Genomic DNA, 18,451 nt, shown 5'->3' on the forward strand with positions numbered 1-18,451 from the left:
TGAGATATCCCAAGCGCAAGCTGTAAGACCCCTTGAAGACGACAAGGTAGATAGGACAAAGGTGGAAGCGTGGTAACACGTGCAGCTGATTGTTACTAATAGGTCGAGGACTTAACCAAAAGAAGAGGTTAACCTCAGAAAAAAAGGATTCTAAAAGATATAAATTCAGCGTGTAGTTTTGAATATATAATAATCCTCGATAGCTCAATGGTAGAGCGCACGGCTGTTAACCGTGATGTTGTAGGTTCGAGCCCTACTCGGGGAGTTTTGGCTCCATGGTCAAGCGGTTAAGACACCGCCCTTTCACGGCGGTAACAGGGGTTCAAATCCCCTTGGAGTCATTAAAAAATATATTGACAAAGCAGAAGATATTTGTTATTATATAAAAGCAGTTTGTTTGGCGACATAGCCAAGTGGTAAGGCGTGGGTCTGCAACACCCTGATCATCAGTTCGAATCTGATTGTCGCCTCTAATTACTTGAGATGAGAATCTCAAGTATTTTTTTTAACTAAATATTTTAATTTACGGGGAGCTTGTCGCTACAGGCTGAGAGGAATGATTTGAACGATTTCGACCCATGTACCTGATACGGATAATGCCGGCGTAGGAATAGTAAATTTATTATCTTATGTAGATTTTATAAGAGTGTACAGAATAATGTACACTCTTTTTTGTACGCCTGATGTTATCTTGTTTAGTATTAATACGTTAATATTATTTTTATATAAGGAGAATAAGATGGCTATGAGAGATTATAAGACACAGATGCATGCAGCAAGAATGGGGATTGTTACAGAAGAGATGAAATCTGTAGCAGAAAAAGAGAATATGCCAGTTGAAGAACTAAGAGAGTTAATGGCACAAGGAAAGGTTGTAATACCAGCTAATAAGAATCATAAATGCATAGATCCTAATGGTGTAGGTTCTATGTTAAAGACGAAAATAAATGTTAATCTGGGTGTTTCAAGAGACTGTAAAGATATGGATATGGAGATGGACAAGGTTAATAGTGCTGTTGAACTTGGTGCCGAATCCATAATGGATCTTAGCTCATTTGGCGATACAAGAAAGTTTAGAACAAAATTAACATCAGAATGTAAAGCTATGATTGGAACTGTTCCTATATATGATGCAGTTGTATATTACCATAAGGCATTAAAAGATATAACTACACAGGAATGGTTAGATATTGTAAGAATGCATGCAGAAGATGGTGTAGATTTTATGACAATCCATTGTGGCATTAATAGAGAAACAGCTAAGAGATTTAAACAGAATAAGAGACTTATGAATATAGTATCAAGAGGTGGCTCGATAATATTTGCATGGATGGAGATGACAGGCAACGAGAATCCATTCTATGAACACTTTGATGAAGTTCTTGATATATGTAGAGAATATGATGTTACATTGAGTCTTGGTGATGCATGTAGACCAGGATGTATCGAAGATGCAACTGATATATCCCAGATTGAAGAACTTATTGTACTTGGTGAACTTACTAAGAGAGCATGGGAAAAAGATGTTCAGGTAATTATTGAGGGACCTGGTCATATGCCACTTAATCAGATAGAAGCCAACATGAAGATTCAGCAGACAATATGTCATGGAGCACCATTTTATGTATTAGGACCATTAGTAACAGATATAGCTCCAGGATATGATCATATTACAGCCGCTATTGGTGGAGCTATTGCGGCAACATACGGTGCATCTTTCTTATGTTATGTAACACCTGCAGAGCATCTGAGACTTCCATTTATTGAAGATGTAAAAGAAGGAATTATGGCATCTAAGATTGCAGCACATGCAGCAGATGTTGCGAAAGGTATAAAAGGAGCAAAAGAATGGGACTACAAGATGAGTGCTGCACGTAAAAAACTTGATTGGGATGAGATGTTCGAACTATGTATAGATAAGGAAAAAGCTGTCAGATATAGAGCTGACGCAAAACCTGAAAAAGAGGATACATGTTCTATGTGTGGTAATTTTTGTGCAGTAAAAAATATGAATAGAATTCTTGATGGAGAGATTGTAAACATATTTGATGAATAATATAAGAACGGCAATAAGAAACAAATAGACATTCATAAGAGTCAAACAAGTGTCAATAAGATAGACAAGCGTCAATAAAATAGACAAGTGTCAATAAGATAGGCAAGCGTCAATTATAATACAGTTATCGTGTTAAGTATGTAGAAAAAAGAGAAAGGAAAATACTGTAAAACTATAATATAGTTAAAATGGTTAAGATTTTTATAGGTTTTCGGTAATGGATTAGCGATGAAATGTGAAAAACAGGAAGAACAGAAACGTATTGATAGTAGATGCAATAACATCTTAGCAAAAATAATACCGGAGAATAGAATTGTTAAGCTTACAGTTTCAGCTATGTATGTAGCATTAACTGTAGTATTATCAGCTCTGTCCATACCAGTAGGTGTAATGAGATGTTATCCTGTACAGCATTTTATTAATGTATTAAGTGCAATTACACTTGGACCAGAATATAGCATATTGATAGCATTTGTAACATCACTTATAAGGAATATTCTTGGAACAGGCACATTATTAGCATTTCCGGGAAGTATGGTGGGTGCATTATGTTGTGGCATGGTATTTAAGTATACACAAAAATACTACCTTACATATTTAGCTGAGATAATAGGAACAGGCATAGTGGGAGGCTTAATAGCTTTCCCTGTGGCTGCTTTTGTTATGGGCAAAAAATGTGCAGTTTATGCTTTTATATTGCCTTTTTTAGTAAGCACTATAGGCGGAACTATTATTGCAGCTATATTAATAGGTGTATTGAGAAAAATTAAATTTACAATATAGAGTATATAATATAGAGGTCAACTCCCCACCGCCTAAAGGTAGTGGGAGGAGCCTATGACAAACGAAAGAATTTTATATATGAAAGAATGTGATATTATGGAAAAGTGCAATATAAATGAAAAATGCACAGGGTTTGGAAATATGGGGAACAAGAATAGTATATTGCAAAAAATACCAACGGCACTTACAATTGCAGGTTCGGATTCAAGTGGTGGTGCCGGAATACAGGCAGATCTTAAGACTATGACAGTTCATGGAGTGTATGGAATGAGCGTGATAACAGCTATTACAGCACAGAACACAACAGGAGTATTCGGTATTGAAGATATTGATGCAAAGATGGTGGAGATGCAGATGGATGCAGTTTTTTCTGATATATTTCCTGGTGCAGTTAAGATTGGTATGGTGTCGAATGCACAGATTATAGAGTCAATTGTTAAGAAACTTAGAGAATGGAATGCCCAAAATATCGTAGTTGATACAGTTATGGTATCTACAAGTGGACATGATCTTATAGATCAAAGTGCAATGGAAGCACTTAAATCTAAATTGCTTCCAATCGCAGATATAATAACACCTAACATACTTGAAGCACAAAAATTGGCAAATATGGAGATAAAATGTAAAGATGATATGATAAAAGCTGCAAATATGATTAGGCAATATACAGATGCCAGTATTTTGATAAAAGGTGGGCATCTTGAGGAAACTGCAGATGATCTTTTGTGTTGTAAATCTGAAAATATATGGTTTAATAAAGAAAGACTTAATAATACTAATACGCATGGAACAGGATGCACACTTTCATCATCAATATGTTCTAATCTTGCAAAAGGCATGGATATTATAGATGCTGTTCGATGTGCTAAGGAATATGTATATGGTGCGATAAAAGACGGAATGGATATCGGAAAAGGAAATGGACCGCTTAATCATATGTACCAATATGTATAGGATTAGGAATTTAGTATATGTGTATAGGCTTTTTATGATATATGCTATAGGAGATAGGATGGTAATATTATGAATAAAAATGTAAAATTAAATTTAGATTTAATAAAAAATGAAGTGCAAAAAATAAGAGATCTAAAACCAAGAATACATATGATTCCTAATATTGTGACAGCAACTCTTTGTGCTGATGCACTATCAGCTGTTGGTGCAAGACCTATTATGGCAATGTATGCAGAAGAGCTAGAAGATGTTATACAACAGGCAGATGGCTTTGTTGCCAATTTAGGACAACTAGATGAAGATAAAATAAAAAGTGTGCATAGAGGAATTATAGCTGCTAATGAAAGAGGTATACCGATTGTTATAGATCCGGTTGGATGTTGTGCTACAGAGTTTAGAAAGAGATTTGTAAAAGATATATTAAGGTATGATTTCACTGGGATAATAAAGGGAAATTATGCAGAGATATCTAGCATACTTAATGGAGAAAGTATTAAAACCGGAGTAGATTCACAGTTACAAGCTGAAGACTTTGATAAGTTGCTTAATAATTATATTCAAAAGTCTAGAGAAGATATAGACGATAATGATAATAATAAGGATAAAAGAGTATATATAGCAACAGGTGAAACGGATTATATTTTAATAAAAAAGACAGCTAAAGGAACTGGAATGATAGGAACATCAATGTTAGACATAAGAACATCTGAATCAGAAATGATAGATGATAAAGCAACAGCATTAACATTACGATGGAATGTTACAGGAACGGGTTGCATGTATGGAGCATTACTTGGAGCCGTATATGCAGTAAATCCTAAAGAACCGGAAAAGGCAGCATTAGTAACGTCAATGTTGATGCGATATCTGCTTGCTAATGCAGATAATACCAGAGGATATGCGACTTATAAAAATAGCCTGTTAGATACATTAAGCCTTGTGTAAAAGTAAAAATTGCAGATGTAGATAATTATCTTATAAAAGCAGAAAATACAGATGTAGATAATTATTTTATAAAAGCAGAAAAATACAAATGCAGATAATTACCTTATAAAAGCAAAAAATACAGATGCAGATAATTAACCTTATAAAAGCAAAAATTATAAATATTAAAAATTATGGAGGATAGCATTATGATGAAAAAGACCGGAATATTGTATCTCATAACTGATTTTAGTTATGGAATAGATAAGATAGAAGAAGCATTAATGGCTGGAGTTGATTATGTTCAGCTTAGAGAAAAAGACATATCTTCAAGAGAGTATCTTCTAAGAGCAAGACTAATTAAGGAATTAACAAAGAAGTACAAAGTACCACTTATTATAAATGATAGAATTGATATTGCACTTCTTAGTGAAGCAGATGGTGTACATCTTGGAACTGATGATGTACCTATAAGAGATGCAAGGCATATTCTTGGAGAACATGCGATAATTGGTGCAACTGCAAGGAATGAGATAATAGCAAAGCAAGCACAGCAAGATGGAGCTGATTATCTTGGCAGTGGAGCATGGTTTGTAACTAATACTAAGAAAGATGCTGTTCCAATGGAAAAAGATACTTATAAAAGAATTCTTAAAAGCGTTACAATTCCATCTTTGGCAGTAGGTGGAATTAATATTGATAACTGTAGTGTTCCGCTTGAATGTGGAGCAGATGGAATTGCAGTATCAGCCGGAATAATGAAATCTGCAGATATTAAATCTACAATTAATATTTACAGGGACGTTATGAAACATATAAAATAGTATAGGTAAAATGATAGACATAAGATAGACATAAAATAAATGTAATACTACGATTAAGTCTGTCCTTCCATTGCTATGCCTGTATCTTGACATACTTCATAAAATAGGAGTAATACTACGATTAAATCCATTTTATGATAAGTATGTAACAGTTAGGAATAATAATCGATTACAACAGCTTGTCGTCCTAGTTCAACATAATATTCTAAAAATGCATTATAATCATATGTACATACTCCTTTTAGGGGATCATTTATTGTTACGGTATTGTTGGCGAGATCAAAACCCGTAAGAACCATACAGTGTTCGTTGGCGGGCCATTTGAGAATCTCACTATCTACAATCCAGGTATTATTATATGTTATATTAATATTAGGATTAAGTGATCCCCATATAATTACGGGAAGTCCACATCTGATATTATCAAATAGTTCATTAAGTTCACTTCCGGTAAGATTATAGGCATGAAGGGAACTATTTTGTTCAGTAAGGTATTTGTTGGCAGCATTTACTATTACCGGTGCAAAACAACCATAGGAGTTTGAATCTTTAGGATCTCCAAGAAATACTTTTTTATAGCTGTCAATACCGATAGTTCCTTTATCAAGGTAATTATCAGAGAGTGTAACTTTATCTATAGAATATCCCATATAGTTAAGAACCATATCAAGAGATGTTATCTCACATCCTGTTGGCAGTTCTGGAAGCTGATATATAACATTAACATCTATATTTACCTGATCGGACATATTTTTTTCGGAATCATTATGTTCTTTTCTGGAAAAATCAGTATTGTTACTAGTGGTTGTATTGGCAGATATAGAATTAGTATCTATATTAGTATCATTAGATGATGGTTCTAAGGATGCACTATTGTCGTTACTGTTGTTACTTGTATCAGGGACAATAGCAGAAGTGGATTCACTAATCTGGTTAGATGATTCTTCATAAGAAGCAGAAGTGTTCTCGCCAGAATTTTCAGTATATATTTCGCTATTGGTAGTATTGGAGCTACCTTGGGTTGATGCAGAAGATTTGAAAAATTTGAAAACAGCAAATATGCCTGCAAGGGCAATTAATTCTAGTACCAGTATTATTATTAAAATTTTGGTGAATACACTTGTTTTCTTTTTCATAAATAAAATCCTTTCATTGAACATATATATATGTTAATCGGTAGTATGTAAAGCAATATCAATGTTTTTATAAATTAAAAACAATTACATTCTCTACAAAAAAATAATCTTTTTTGGCATACGGGGCTAAAAATAGTCCTTTTGGGCAATTGACAATGTATGATAATTAAACTATACTATAAAAGTTGACGCGGGGTGGAGCAGTCTGGAAGCTCGTCGGGCTCATAACCCGAAGGTCGTAGGTTCAAATCCTGCCCCCGCTACTCTAATATATATATTATGATTTAATTAACCTTGTTCTGTACAGAGTTTATAGTTTATAGTTTATGACAGATATAGTATAGCAGTAATAAATAAAATAATAATTACAATAATTAATCTTTATAATTTCACAACTTTTAATTTTCTAAGTCTTTACAATTATATAATTGCTTTTTTTCACCTTTGTGTATAAAAGTCTTTAAATATCTGGGATATATTGACAATTCATATAGATTTCGTGTGGAAAATGATGACATTTTCTGTTATAATCGAATATGAAAGTGTTCGCAGTCACAGACAGATAACAGGGCTGATATGGGAGGTGTTATATTACATGGAAGATAAGATAGAATTGCTTAACAGATGGATTGAGGAGGCAGATAATATTGTATTTTTTGGTGGAGCAGGAGTATCTACTGAGAGTGGTATACCGGATTTTAGAAGTGTTGATGGACTTTACAATCAACAATATAAATATCCACCGGAGAGTATTATAAGTCGAAGTTTTTTTCAGAGCAATCCTCTTGAATTTTATCGCTTTTACAGAGACAGAATGATATATGATGAAGCAAAACCGAATTCAGCACATAAGATGCTTGCAAGACTTGAAAGTATCGGAAAGCTTAAGTGTGTAATTACACAGAATATAGATGGGTTGCATCAGATGGCTGGGAGTAAGAATGTGATCGAATTGCATGGAAGTATACACAGGAATTATTGTATGAGATGTCACAGATTCTATGATCTTGCATATATTGAGAACTCAGAAGGTGTTCCATACTGTGAGTGTGGTGGGATTGTAAAACCGGATGTGGTTCTATATGAGGAATGTCTTAATGAAGATGATCTTAAAAAAGCTGTTGAGTATATAAGCAATGCGGATATGCTCATTGTTGGAGGAACCTCTCTTGGAGTATATCCTGCAGCAGGGCTTATTGATTATTATTCAAAGGATAAGATTGTGCTAATCAATAAATCAGCGACACCATACGACGGACGTGCTAATCTGTTGATTAATGACAGCATAGGACAAGTATTTTCTAAGTTAAGAGTGTGATGAATTATCGCATGAATAAAAGGATAAAGCTAAGAAAGATAGAATAAGACAATATTTAATCAAAGGTGAATTATATGGTATATGAAGTTGGAGACATTGTAAAATTAAAAAAACAGCATCCATGTAAGAGTTTCGAATGGGAAATTCTACGTGTCGGGGCGGATTTTCGCTTAAAGTGTATGGGATGCGGACACCAGATTATGATAAGCCGTAAGCTGGTGGAGAAGAATACAAAATCACTAAAAAAGCCGGATGGAGAGATTCAGACACGGTAAAAGTGACAGAAAGTAAAATAAAATAAATAAATTATAAAATAAGAAAAATAAACTTGCATTAGTGGACAAAATATGGTAAAGTAGATCTTCGTGATAGTAAATATCCTTGCTCTTATTTTTTGATATAATAAGGGCCAAAAGACCAAAAGGAGGTGCAATAGCATGAACAAATATGAATTAGCAGTAGTTGTTAGTGCAAAAGCTGAAGATGATGTTAGAGTTAGTACAATTGAAAAAGTAAAAGAATATATTACTCGTTTCGGTGGTACAGTAACTAACGTTGATGAATGGGGTAAGAAGAGATTAGCTTACGAGATTCAGAAGATGAAAGAAGGCTTTTACTACTTTATTCAGTTCGAAGCTGACGCAGCATGCCCAGGCGAAGTTGAAAGCAACATTCGTATCATGGAAAATGTTGTCAGATATTTATGCGTAAGACAGGACGAAGAGTAATTTTTAACATAGTGTTCACTAAATGCAGAGAGAAAGAGGAGACAATATGAATAAAGTTATTTTAATGGGACGATTAACAAGAGATCCTGAGATTCGTTATTCACAGGGTGAAAGATCAATGGCAATTGCAAGATATACTCTTGCAGTAGACAGAAGACGCCGTAGTAATAATGGTGAGGAAGCTACAGCAGATTTTATCAGTTGTGTTGCATTTGACAGATTAGCCGAGTTTGCCGAGAAATATCTGCATCAGGGAACAAAAATTGTAGTATCAGGCAGAATTCAGACTGGTAGTTATACTAATAAGGACGGTCAGAAAGTCTATACTACAGAAGTAATTGTGGAAGAGTCAGAATTTGCTGAGAGCAAGGCAGCAGCCAGTGAATCACATGCATCTTATCAGGCTCCTTCACAGGGAAGACCAACACCTGGCAATGCCAATATCGGTGATGGCTTTATGAATATACCAGACGGTGTGGAAGACGAGGGCCTTCCATTTAATTAAAAACCAAAGGAGGTTTAGATTATGCCATATAATAAAGAAAAAAGCGATAAAGCAGATTCTCCAATGAAGAGAAGAGGCGGACGTAGAAGAAAAAAAGTTTGTGTATTCTGTGGTGATAAGAATAATACAATAGATTATAAAGATGTTAACAAATTAAAGAGATATGTATCTGAAAGAGGTAAGATTCTTCCTAGAAGAATTACAGGAAACTGTGCTAAACATCAGAGAGCTCTTACAGTAGCAATCAAGAGAGCTAGACATATCGCATTAATGCCATATACATTAGACTAATTTTTAGTGATTGGTTAATTAAGCAGATTAAGGCTGGTACATTCTTACGAATGTACTAGCCTTTTGTTGTGTGCAGAATAGATTGAACAGCACGTTATTAGGCTCTTTGTTAAGAGTTGGGGTAAATTTTTTTATTATACAGGAAGATTGAACAGCACATTATTATACGAGGAGGATTCATATGAAAGTTGTAGTAGCAATTGATTCATTCAAAGAAAGTATGACATCTATGCAGGCAGGCGAAAGTGCTAAAAAGGGAATTATGTATGCATATCCGGATGCCAATGTTGATGTCATGCCACTTGCAGATGGCGGTGAAGGTACAGTTGAAGCACTTGTAGCAGGATGTGGTGGCGAGATTAATAAGGTTATGGTAACAGGACCGCTACTTGATAAAGTTGAGTGTGAGTATGGAATTATAGAATCTACGAAGACGGCAATTATAGAGATGAGTGGAGCGGCAGGAATAACACTTGTCAGTGATAATATGAGAAATCCGCTTAAGACAACAACTTATGGCGTTGGAGAAGTTATTCGTGATGCGATAGAAAAAGGCTGTAGAAATTTTGTTATCGGAATTGGTGGAAGTGCAACTAATGATGGCGGAATTGGAATGCTTCAGGCACTTGGATTTGGTATGCTTGACAAGGACGGTAAGCAGGTGTCTTATGGGGCAGAAGGATTAGCAGAACTTCAGACAATTACAGGTGATAATGTGATAAAAGAGCTTAGAGAATGTACATTTACAATTGCATGTGATGTTAACAATCCATTATGTGGTGAGCAGGGATGTAGTGCGATATTTGGACCACAAAAAGGTGCAACATCTACAATGATAATGCAGATGGATAAATGGTTGTCATATTATGCAAAACTTGCAAGAGAGAAATATCCATGGGCAGATGCAAAATATCCGGGAGCAGGAGCAGCAGGTGGACTTGGATTTGCATTTAGAACATTCTTAAAAGGTGAGCTTGAATCAGGAATAAGCATAGTACTTAGAGAGACAAAACTTGAAGAACATATTAAGGATGCAGATATTGTTGTTACAGGCGAAGGAAGGCTTGACGCACAGACTGTTATGGGAAAAGCACCGGCAGGAGTTGCAGAGATTGCGAAGAAGTATAATATTCCTGTAATTGGTGTAGCAGGTTGCGTTACCAAAGATGCAGTAGCATGTAATGCGGCAGGTATTGATGCATATTTTCCGGTGCTAAGAACAGTTGTGACACTTGATGAAGCAATGAAGACAGAGAACGCAATGCAGAATATGACAGATACTGTAAGACAGATATTTAATCTTATTCATAGTATCAGAGATTAGCAGATAAGAAATAGATAATCAATCTTATTCATAGTATCAGAGGTTAGCAGATAAAAAATAGATAATCAATATTATTAACAGTATCAGAGGTTAACAGATAAGAAACAGACAATCAATCTTATTCATAGTATCAGAGATTAGCAGTTCTCATTGGATGTTCCATATAGCAGTTATCATACAACAAGCTATGTTAAAAATGCAAAGCATGATACACAAGTATATATATTCCACAGCCCTCTGCCGATTACAAGTGAAAAATAGGTCTTTAATTAGTTTCTCAAAAATGCTATAATAACTAATGAGTATGTCATAAATGACATAGAAATCGGGAAATATACGTAAGGTTTTCTTTTTTGATAAGGAGAATATTATTATGAAATCTAAGGTTAAAATGAACAGACAATTAAAAACGTATTTTCAATGGCCGGTTTATATGCTTATAGTGTTGGTTATGATGAATATATGGGCTTATACGGCAAGCGTTCGTATAGGAGTTGTATTCAGTATGATTATAGTCTTCTATGGTATTGGTGTATTTACAATGTACATGAAGTCAAGACCATATATAGAACATGAACTGATATCATTTGCAACAGAGTATGCACAGGCACAAAAGAAGTTAGTAGACGAATTTAAGATTCCTTATGCGCTCCTTGATACGAGTGGTAATATACTATGGATGAATAGAGAATTTTCAATACTTTCTAAAAAAGATAGAAGATATAGAAAGTCTATTACGACTATCTTTCAGGGAGTAAGTGTTCCGGAAGTATCAGCACTTGATGAGACTTTAAGCATAAAAGAGCAGTTTGAAGGAAAAGATTTGCGACTTGAATTTCAGAGAATTGGAATATCAGCACTTAGAATTAATCCTAAGGAATATAAAGATGTTGATATGAAACAATTCATGATAGCCGTATATATTTTTGACGAGACAAAACTTCGCAGCTATATGAAGAAAACAGAAGACGAGAAGATGGTAGCAGGCCTTGTATATATTGATAATTATGAGGAAGCATTAGAGAGTATAGAAGAAGTAAGACGCTCTCTTCTTGGAGCCCTTATAGACCGTAAGATTAACAAATTTTTCAGTTCCTATGATGGAATAGTTAAGAAGATAGAAAAAGATAAATATTTTATTGCATTTAAATATAAGTTTCTTCCTGATATGGAGAGAAACAGATTCTCGCTTTTAGAAGATGTAAAAAGTGTTAATATCGGTAATGAGATGGCAATTACACTGAGTATTGGTATCGGGATAAGCGGCGATAGTTATAATGCTAACTATGAACTCGCAAGAACAGCTATAGATCTTGCACTTGGACGAGGTGGAGATCAGGCAGTTGTTAAAAAAGGTGAGAAGATAAGCTATTATGGCGGTAAGAGTAAACAGGTTGAGAAAAATACAAGAGTTAAAGCAAGAGTTAAAGCACATGCACTTAAAGAGATACTCGAAGGTAATGATAAAGTAGTTATTATGGGACATCAGTTAGGAGATGTCGATTCGTTTGGAGCATCAATCGGAATATACAGAGTTGCAAAAGCACTTAATAAAAAAGCATTTATTGTAATTAATCAGATAACTACAACAGTAAGACCAATTATGAACAGATTTAAAGATAATCCGGATTATGATAAGACGATGTTCTTAAGCTCAAATGAAGTATTTGATTATGTCGATAATAGTACAGTTGTAGTAGTCGTTGATGTAAACAGACCAAGTTATACAGAATGTAAGGAATTACTTACAAAATGTAAGAACATAGTAGTACTTGACCATCATAGACAGGGAGCAGAAGTCATTGAGAATGCAGTACTCTCATATATTGAACCTTATGCTTCATCATCATGTGAGATGGTAGCAGAGATTCTTCAATATATTCAGGACGGTCTTAAGATAAAACCGGTTGAAGCAGATGCGATGTATGCAGGAATGCTTATTGATACGAATAATTTTATGAATAAAACAGGTGTAAGAACATTCGAGGCAGCAGCATTTTTAAAACGCTCAGGAGCAGACATTACAAGAGTAAGAAAGCTTCTAAGAGATGACATGAAGTCATACAGAGCGAAAGCAGAAGCAGCCAATAATTCGGAACTATTTATGGATTCTTATGCAATATCGATATGTCATGGAGATGATGTAGAGAGTCCGACGGTAGTAGGAGCGCAGGTAGCCAATGAGTTACTTGACATAGATGGAATAAAGGCCTCATTCGTAGTAACTGAATACAATGGCAAGTTGTACATAAGTGCACGTTCAATAGATGAGGTTAATGTCCAGATAATTATGGAGCGACTTGGCGGTGGTGGACATATGACCATTGCGGGAGCACAGCTTCAGGGCAAGAATCCTGAAGAAGGTGTAGAGATTATAAAACAGACATTAACAGACATGATTAAGGAAGGAGCTATCTAAGATGGAAGTTATATTATTACAGGACGTAAAGTCATTAGGTAAAAAAGGAGATAAAGTTACAATTAACGATGGATATGCAAGAAATTTCATATTACCAAAGAAGTTAGGATTAGAAGCAAATGCCAAGAATCTTAATGATCTTAAACTTCAAAAAGCAAATGAAGAAAAACTTGCAAAAGAACAGTTAGAAGCTGCAAAAGTATTAAAGACAAAGGTTGAAGAAAAACCTGTAAGACTTACAATCAAAGCCGGTGAAGGTGGAAAACTCTTTGGTTCAGTAAGCAGCAAAGAGATATCAGCAGCAGCAAAACAGCAGTTAGGTCTTGACATTGATAAGAAAAAGATGGTTATGCCAGAACCAATTAAGACACTTGGAAGCCATATTATACCTGTAAAACTTCATAGAGAAGTTACAGCAGAATTAACAGTTTCAGTAACTGAAGCAAAGTAGAATGAGAATAATAACAGGATAATAAAGATGCAGTCAGTTACAGAGAAAGGGTAATGTATGGAAGAAGCACTTATAAAGAGAGTACTGCCTCATAGCGTTGAAGCGGAGCGCTCTGTAATAGGTTCTATGATAATGGATAAGGATGCAATACTTACAGCATCAGAGATACTTACAAGTGACGATTTTTATCAGAAACAGTATGGAATAGTATTTGATGCCATGATAGAGTTGTATAATGAAGGCAAGCCTGTGGATCTGGTTACTTTGCAGGAACGACTTAAAGAAAAAGATGTTCCGCCGGAGATAAGCAGTTTTGACTTTATCAGAGAGCTTACAAGAATCGAAGCGATATCAGCAAATATAAGCTATTATGCCGGAATAGTAAGAGATAAAGCGGTATTAAGACGAGTAATAAAAGTCAATGAAGAGATAGAGAATGCATGTTATCTTGGAAAAGAAAAAACAGAAGATATACTTGCTGATACAGAAAAAAAAGTATTCGAACTTGTACAACGAAAAGGTGCCGGAGACTATCAGCCAATAAAAGACGTTGTAATAGATGCACTTGAGAAGATTGAGATAGCATCAAAAAGCAATGGAACAGTTACAGGTATTGCTACAGGATTTATAGATCTTGATTACAAGACATCAGGACTTCAGCCATCAGATCTTATACTTGTTGCGGCAAGACCATCTATGGGTAAGACTGCATTTGTACTTAATGTGGCACAGCATGTAGCATTCAAAGAAGGCGTTACAACAGCTATATTCAGCCTTGAGATGTCAAAAGTACAGCTTGTTAACAGACTTTTGTCGCTTGAATCCAAGGTGGATTCACAGGCGATAAGAACCGGTAACTTATCAGATTCAGACTGGGAGAAACTCATAGAAGGTGCAGGAACTATAGGCAATTCGAACCTTATAATAGATGATACACCAGGTATATCAATATCAGAACTTCGTTCGAAATGTAGAAAATTCAAATTAGAACACAATCTCGGACTTGTAATTATCGATTATCTTCAGTTAATGACAGGTAATGGTAAGACAGATTCAAGACAGCAGGAGATATCAGATATATCCCGTTCTTTAAAAGCACTTGCAAGAGAGATTAATGCTCCGGTAATAGCATTATCACAGCTTAGCCGAGCTGTTGAGCAAAGACCAGAGCACAGACCTATGTTGTCAGACCTTAGAGAGTCAGGAGCGATAGAGCAGGATGCCGATGTTGTTATGTTTATCTACAGAGATGATTATTATAACAAAGATACAGAACTTAAGAATATAGCAGAGATTATAATAGCCAAACAGAGAAATGGCCCGATTGGAACAGTTAATCTTGTATGGCTGCCTAATTATACCAAATTTGCTAATATGGAAAAATAGTAAAAATCATTCAAAAATAAAATATTGGAATTTGGAAAGACAGTAAAAATCATTCAAAAATAAAATATTGGAATATTTAGAAAGTACACAGCATATTATTAAATAAGAGTAGATGCTGTGTACTTTTTTATGTACATAATAGGTCAAAATGAGAGCCTATATTGGTGTGGAAGCCTAAAAGCATATAGAACATATATAATGGCAGCATATTTTGGAAGAATAGAAATCATCTAATATAACAGGGGGAATTGAAATGGAGAGACGATATATCATATCAGACGCATCAGAGAAAACAGGGCTTGAAGCTCATGTACTTAGATACTGGGAAGAAGAACTAGGGATAAATATTCCAAGAAATGAGATGGGACACAGATATTATCTTGATGAACATATAGAATTGTTCCGTCAGGTAAAGGCACTTAAAGAGCAGGGAATATCACTTAAAGCTATTAAGAATATAGTGACAGACGATATGCGAATTAACAAAAATGAGGCAAGCTCTAAAAAAGATGCACAAAAAGCTGTGACAGAAGATATGGCAAGAGCTGTACCGGATGGTAATACATGTAGAAAGTATGATGGAGATAAGACGCAGGCGGGTGACCTTATAATGTTTCGCAAACGTGAGCCGGTCAAAGAATCACAGAGTCCTATTATGGAAGACAGGCTTAGTCAGTTTGAGAAGATAATAGGCAATATAGTAGCAACAGCACTTAGAGAGAATAATAATTACATAGAAGAAAATCTGTCAGCCGGAATAAGCAATCGTGTGATAAAAGAGATGGATTATCTGTTTAGAATAAAAGATGAAGCAGAAGAAGAGAGATATAAGAAGTTTGATGAGATGCTAAGAAATAATATTAATAACAATCTTGTAAAAGGTAAAGATAAAGACGAGAAGAAACACAGAAGATTTTTTCAAAAAAGATGATTACATATATATAAATGCTTATATCAAATCTGACAAAGAATAAATAGCTAAGCAAAAGGATAAAATAGCTAAGCAGAGAGTACATAAAAAACAAACAGGAGAGCCATAAAAATCGGCTAGCTAAGCAAATAGAAACATTATAGAAAATTAAACGAAAAAACCACCACAGTATGATATGCGACTTATCAGGCAGACAAGTACAATATCATCTGTGGTGGTTTCTCTTGCATCATTTGTTTGTATCAAAGTATTTAACTAATATCAATATAAAACATTCTATTAGTTAGCTGATGGAGCTCCAACAGGACATGTAGCTTCGCATGTTCCGCAATCGATACATTCATCAGGATTGATTGTGTACTTTGAATCACCTTCTGTGATTGCACTTACAGGACATGCAGCAGCGCATGCTCCACAACTGATACATTCGTCTGAAATTACATATGCCATAGTTAATTTCCTCCTAATACTAATAATAAAAATAATAAATTTCGATGATACACCAACAGTGTTATCAAAACAGTGCCGTCAAAACACAGTGTTGTACAGTATCAGTCTAATTATAATCTAAAGCAGGGTATATTACAAGAAAATTATTCATATATAAAATCCTCGTTTGTCCTCGTTTGTCATAGTTTATCATAGTTTATCATAGTTAGAAACCCGCTACCTTTAGGTGATGTGTAGTTGATATTCTTATTATACATAAAAATTTTTATAAACTGTTCACAAATGCAGTGAATGGAATTACTTGAAAATAGCAAATATATATATTATAATGAGCAAGTACAATGTTAGCAGATGATATATATCTGCTTATTTTAAGGAGGATATAAACATGGCACAGGTTTCAAAAGATATGATAATCGCAGACCTTATTCAGATTGATACAGGAATTATTCCAATTTTAATGAATGCAGGAATGCATTGTATAGGATGTCCATCAGCTCAAGGTGAGAGCCTTGAAGATGCATGTATGGTACATGGAATGGATCCAGATTCAGTAGTTGAAGAGATTAATGCATATTTAGCAACTAAATAATTAAGCTGAATAATTACAATATGTAGAATTAATACATTAGTAATCCCCGGAGGTAGCTAACTTCCAGGGATTATTTTGTATTATATGAAAACTCTGTATTGCATGATGAATTAAGCATTATATGAAATCAAAATTGTAGTATAAATCAAGTATTATATGATTAATTCATCACTTCATCAAGTACGCTTATTGCGTTATTATCTATTATAAGAGTGCAATGTTCCTTAAGAAAAGCATCACTTGCGAGAGAATATTTTTCTTTTTTACCATATTCTGTAAGAGCAGTGCATATATTATTAAGATCGCAAGAAGCTGAACTGTCATTACTTAACACGAGCAGATAACGTCCGTTAGATGGATTCTTATAAAGACAGTTAGTTCCATTATATAGAGGTCTTATAATATGGGCAATCTTGCCAACAGTATCAAGGTTACTGAATGAGAATACTTTGAAGATGTTTGAAGTCTCATAATAATCATCATTCTGATTGTCATTGCCTGCCTTGTTAGGTGAAGCAAAAGGTGCGAATCTATCCGAAGAAGCAAAAGGCATCTTACCTGCCATAGATGGTTCATCATAATCAAATACATGATTAAAGATATCATTCATATCATCAGAGTCTAATTCCTCATCATAAAAATCATCAATAAAATCATCGTCATCATCATCTTCAGCCGGAGCAAATTTGGAAAAACGTGTATCTAACTCTGCAGGATCTTCAACTTTGGTTACGACAAGAACTATGCAGTCTGTTGATATTGGTATTGCTTCTATCATAAGAGGAATATCTTCAGCTTCAAAACCAAATTCGTATGAAGCCTGTTTCATCATGTCTTTGAATAATAGTTTGGCTTTTTCAGTTCCGTATGCCAGCTCGCTAAGTTTCAACTCTCTTTGAGACAAATCAGCCTGATTAAGAGTACAGCGTATCTGAGTGTCACTAAGTTTTTCTATTTTCATAAAAAATCACTTCCTGTTCTAAATATTTGTTACAACAAGTAATCGAATAAATCAAAGGGTTAACGCTTATTCAACTTATAACATAAATCGGTTGAATAATTTAAAAGAAATAGATAATAAATATAATAAAAAAATAAAGCTTGTTATATTTATTATATAGTATAAACCAACTATAATTCACATGTAAAGTGATAATTAATGTAAAAAAATGATATAAGTGTCATACATAAAGAAAAGAAAAAATGCTTGCTAAAAATTATGTTAAAGTGTATAATTGCATAGAAATAAGGAGCAGGCAGCATACCGGAATCCCTTAAAGTGTCAACAGTTGTAGACATCAATATGAATAATACGAATAATATAAATATTATAAACATTATGAATAATACGAACAACATGAATAACATAAACATTATGA

19 protein-coding genes, 4 tRNA genes, 1 rRNA gene and 1 riboswitch are annotated in these 18,451 nt (G+C 34.4%); of the genes, 21 read left to right on the forward strand and 3 right to left on the reverse strand.

All coding sequences use genetic code 11. From position 1 onward, the window contains the following. The 9 genes from KQI85_RS02325 to thiE all read left to right on the forward strand — a co-directional run. Positions 1-119 (forward strand): 23S ribosomal RNA (locus KQI85_RS02325); the annotation flags it as partial. Between the two features lie 74 nt (positions 120-193). Beyond that, positions 194-265, forward strand: a tRNA-Asn gene (locus tag KQI85_RS02330). 4 nt (positions 266-269) lie between these two features. Next, a tRNA-Glu gene (locus KQI85_RS02335) sits at positions 270-341 on the forward strand. Positions 342-399: 58 nt separating this feature from the next. Beyond that, positions 400-470, forward strand: a tRNA-Cys gene (locus KQI85_RS02340). 46 nt (positions 471-516) lie between these two features. Next, a riboswitch (TPP riboswitch) is annotated at positions 517-628 on the forward strand. Positions 629-745: 117 nt separating this feature from the next. Continuing rightward, the gene (gene thiC, locus KQI85_RS02345; protein WP_216574719.1) at positions 746-2,056 is read left to right on the forward strand and encodes a phosphomethylpyrimidine synthase ThiC; all 1,311 of its coding nucleotides are present in this window, start codon (positions 746-748) and stop codon (positions 2,054-2,056) included. A 228-nt stretch (positions 2,057-2,284) separates the two neighbouring features. After that, positions 2,285-2,839, forward strand: coding sequence for an energy coupling factor transporter S component ThiW (thiW, locus tag KQI85_RS02350; RefSeq protein WP_216574498.1), 555 nt, complete (start codon positions 2,285-2,287; stop codon positions 2,837-2,839). A gap of 171 nt (positions 2,840-3,010) precedes the next feature. Then, entirely contained in the window at positions 3,011-3,793 is a 783-nt protein-coding gene (gene thiD, locus KQI85_RS02355; RefSeq protein ID WP_216574720.1) for a bifunctional hydroxymethylpyrimidine kinase/phosphomethylpyrimidine kinase, read from the forward strand. A gap of 69 nt (positions 3,794-3,862) precedes the next feature. Next, positions 3,863-4,738 (forward strand): hydroxyethylthiazole kinase, encoded by an 876-nt coding sequence (locus tag KQI85_RS02360; protein ID WP_216574499.1) that lies wholly within the window; start codon positions 3,863-3,865, stop codon positions 4,736-4,738. 188 nt (positions 4,739-4,926) lie between these two features. Further along, positions 4,927-5,541 (forward strand): thiamine phosphate synthase, encoded by a 615-nt coding sequence (gene thiE, locus KQI85_RS02365; protein ID WP_253293717.1) that lies wholly within the window; start codon positions 4,927-4,929, stop codon positions 5,539-5,541. 152 nt (positions 5,542-5,693) lie between these two features. On the opposite strand, the gene KQI85_RS02370 is transcribed toward thiE, so the two are convergent. After that, complete coding sequence (locus KQI85_RS02370; RefSeq protein WP_216574500.1) at positions 5,694-6,677, reverse strand: C39 family peptidase; 984 nt, start codon at positions 6,675-6,677, stop codon at positions 5,694-5,696. A 189-nt stretch (positions 6,678-6,866) separates the two neighbouring features. Between KQI85_RS02370 and KQI85_RS02375 the strand changes: the two genes are divergently transcribed. The 11 genes from KQI85_RS02375 (at position 6,867) to KQI85_RS02425 (ending at position 16,030) form a co-directional block, all read left to right on the forward strand. Continuing rightward, positions 6,867-6,940 (forward strand) — tRNA-Met (locus tag KQI85_RS02375). A 332-nt stretch (positions 6,941-7,272) separates the two neighbouring features. After that, on the forward strand, positions 7,273-7,995 hold the full coding sequence (locus KQI85_RS02380) for an NAD-dependent protein deacylase (protein ID WP_216574501.1): 723 nt from the start codon (positions 7,273-7,275) through the stop codon (positions 7,993-7,995). A 74-nt stretch (positions 7,996-8,069) separates the two neighbouring features. After that, the gene (locus KQI85_RS02385) at positions 8,070-8,270 is read left to right on the forward strand and encodes a DUF951 domain-containing protein (RefSeq protein WP_216574502.1); all 201 of its coding nucleotides are present in this window, start codon (positions 8,070-8,072) and stop codon (positions 8,268-8,270) included. A 162-nt stretch (positions 8,271-8,432) separates the two neighbouring features. Continuing rightward, positions 8,433-8,723 carry a 30S ribosomal protein S6 gene (gene rpsF / locus KQI85_RS02390; RefSeq protein ID WP_216574503.1) on the forward strand — a complete coding sequence of 97 codons (291 nt, stop codon included), beginning with the start codon at positions 8,433-8,435 and terminating at the stop codon, positions 8,721-8,723. 46 nt (positions 8,724-8,769) lie between these two features. Continuing rightward, positions 8,770-9,228, forward strand: coding sequence for a single-stranded DNA-binding protein (locus tag KQI85_RS02395; RefSeq protein WP_216574504.1), 459 nt, complete (start codon positions 8,770-8,772; stop codon positions 9,226-9,228). A gap of 21 nt (positions 9,229-9,249) precedes the next feature. After that, on the forward strand, positions 9,250-9,519 hold the full coding sequence (gene rpsR / locus KQI85_RS02400) for a 30S ribosomal protein S18 (RefSeq protein ID WP_216574505.1): 270 nt from the start codon (positions 9,250-9,252) through the stop codon (positions 9,517-9,519). A 181-nt stretch (positions 9,520-9,700) separates the two neighbouring features. After that, complete coding sequence (locus tag KQI85_RS02405; RefSeq protein ID WP_216574506.1) at positions 9,701-10,843, forward strand: glycerate kinase; 1,143 nt, start codon at positions 9,701-9,703, stop codon at positions 10,841-10,843. Between the two features lie 373 nt (positions 10,844-11,216). Further along, on the forward strand, positions 11,217-13,262 hold the full coding sequence (locus tag KQI85_RS02410) for a DHH family phosphoesterase (protein WP_216574507.1): 2,046 nt from the start codon (positions 11,217-11,219) through the stop codon (positions 13,260-13,262). A 1-nt stretch (position 13,263) separates the two neighbouring features. Beyond that, entirely contained in the window at positions 13,264-13,713 is a 450-nt protein-coding gene (rplI, locus tag KQI85_RS02415) for a 50S ribosomal protein L9 (RefSeq protein ID WP_216574508.1), read from the forward strand. Between the two features lie 57 nt (positions 13,714-13,770). Beyond that, entirely contained in the window at positions 13,771-15,099 is a 1,329-nt protein-coding gene (dnaB, locus tag KQI85_RS02420; protein ID WP_216574509.1) for a replicative DNA helicase, read from the forward strand. A gap of 253 nt (positions 15,100-15,352) precedes the next feature. Then, positions 15,353-16,030, forward strand: coding sequence for a helix-turn-helix domain-containing protein (locus tag KQI85_RS02425; RefSeq protein ID WP_216574510.1), 678 nt, complete (start codon positions 15,353-15,355; stop codon positions 16,028-16,030). A 279-nt stretch (positions 16,031-16,309) separates the two neighbouring features. On the opposite strand, the gene KQI85_RS02430 is transcribed toward KQI85_RS02425, so the two are convergent. Then, positions 16,310-16,480: a DUF362 domain-containing protein gene (locus tag KQI85_RS02430; RefSeq protein WP_216574511.1), complete on the reverse strand. Its 171-nt coding sequence runs from the start codon at positions 16,478-16,480 to the stop codon at positions 16,310-16,312. A gap of 388 nt (positions 16,481-16,868) precedes the next feature. Between KQI85_RS02430 and KQI85_RS02435 the strand changes: the two genes are divergently transcribed. Continuing rightward, on the forward strand, positions 16,869-17,072 hold the full coding sequence (locus tag KQI85_RS02435) for a DUF1858 domain-containing protein (protein ID WP_216574512.1): 204 nt from the start codon (positions 16,869-16,871) through the stop codon (positions 17,070-17,072). A 160-nt stretch (positions 17,073-17,232) separates the two neighbouring features. Here KQI85_RS02435 and KQI85_RS02440 read toward each other — a convergent pair whose 3' ends face one another. Further along, complete coding sequence (locus KQI85_RS02440; RefSeq protein WP_216574513.1) at positions 17,233-18,033, reverse strand: adaptor protein MecA; 801 nt, start codon at positions 18,031-18,033, stop codon at positions 17,233-17,235. Between the last annotated feature and the right edge of the window lie 418 nt (positions 18,034-18,451).

The organism is Falcatimonas sp. MSJ-15, from assembly GCF_018918265.1.
Lineage (GTDB): Bacteria > Bacillota > Clostridia > Lachnospirales > Lachnospiraceae > Falcatimonas.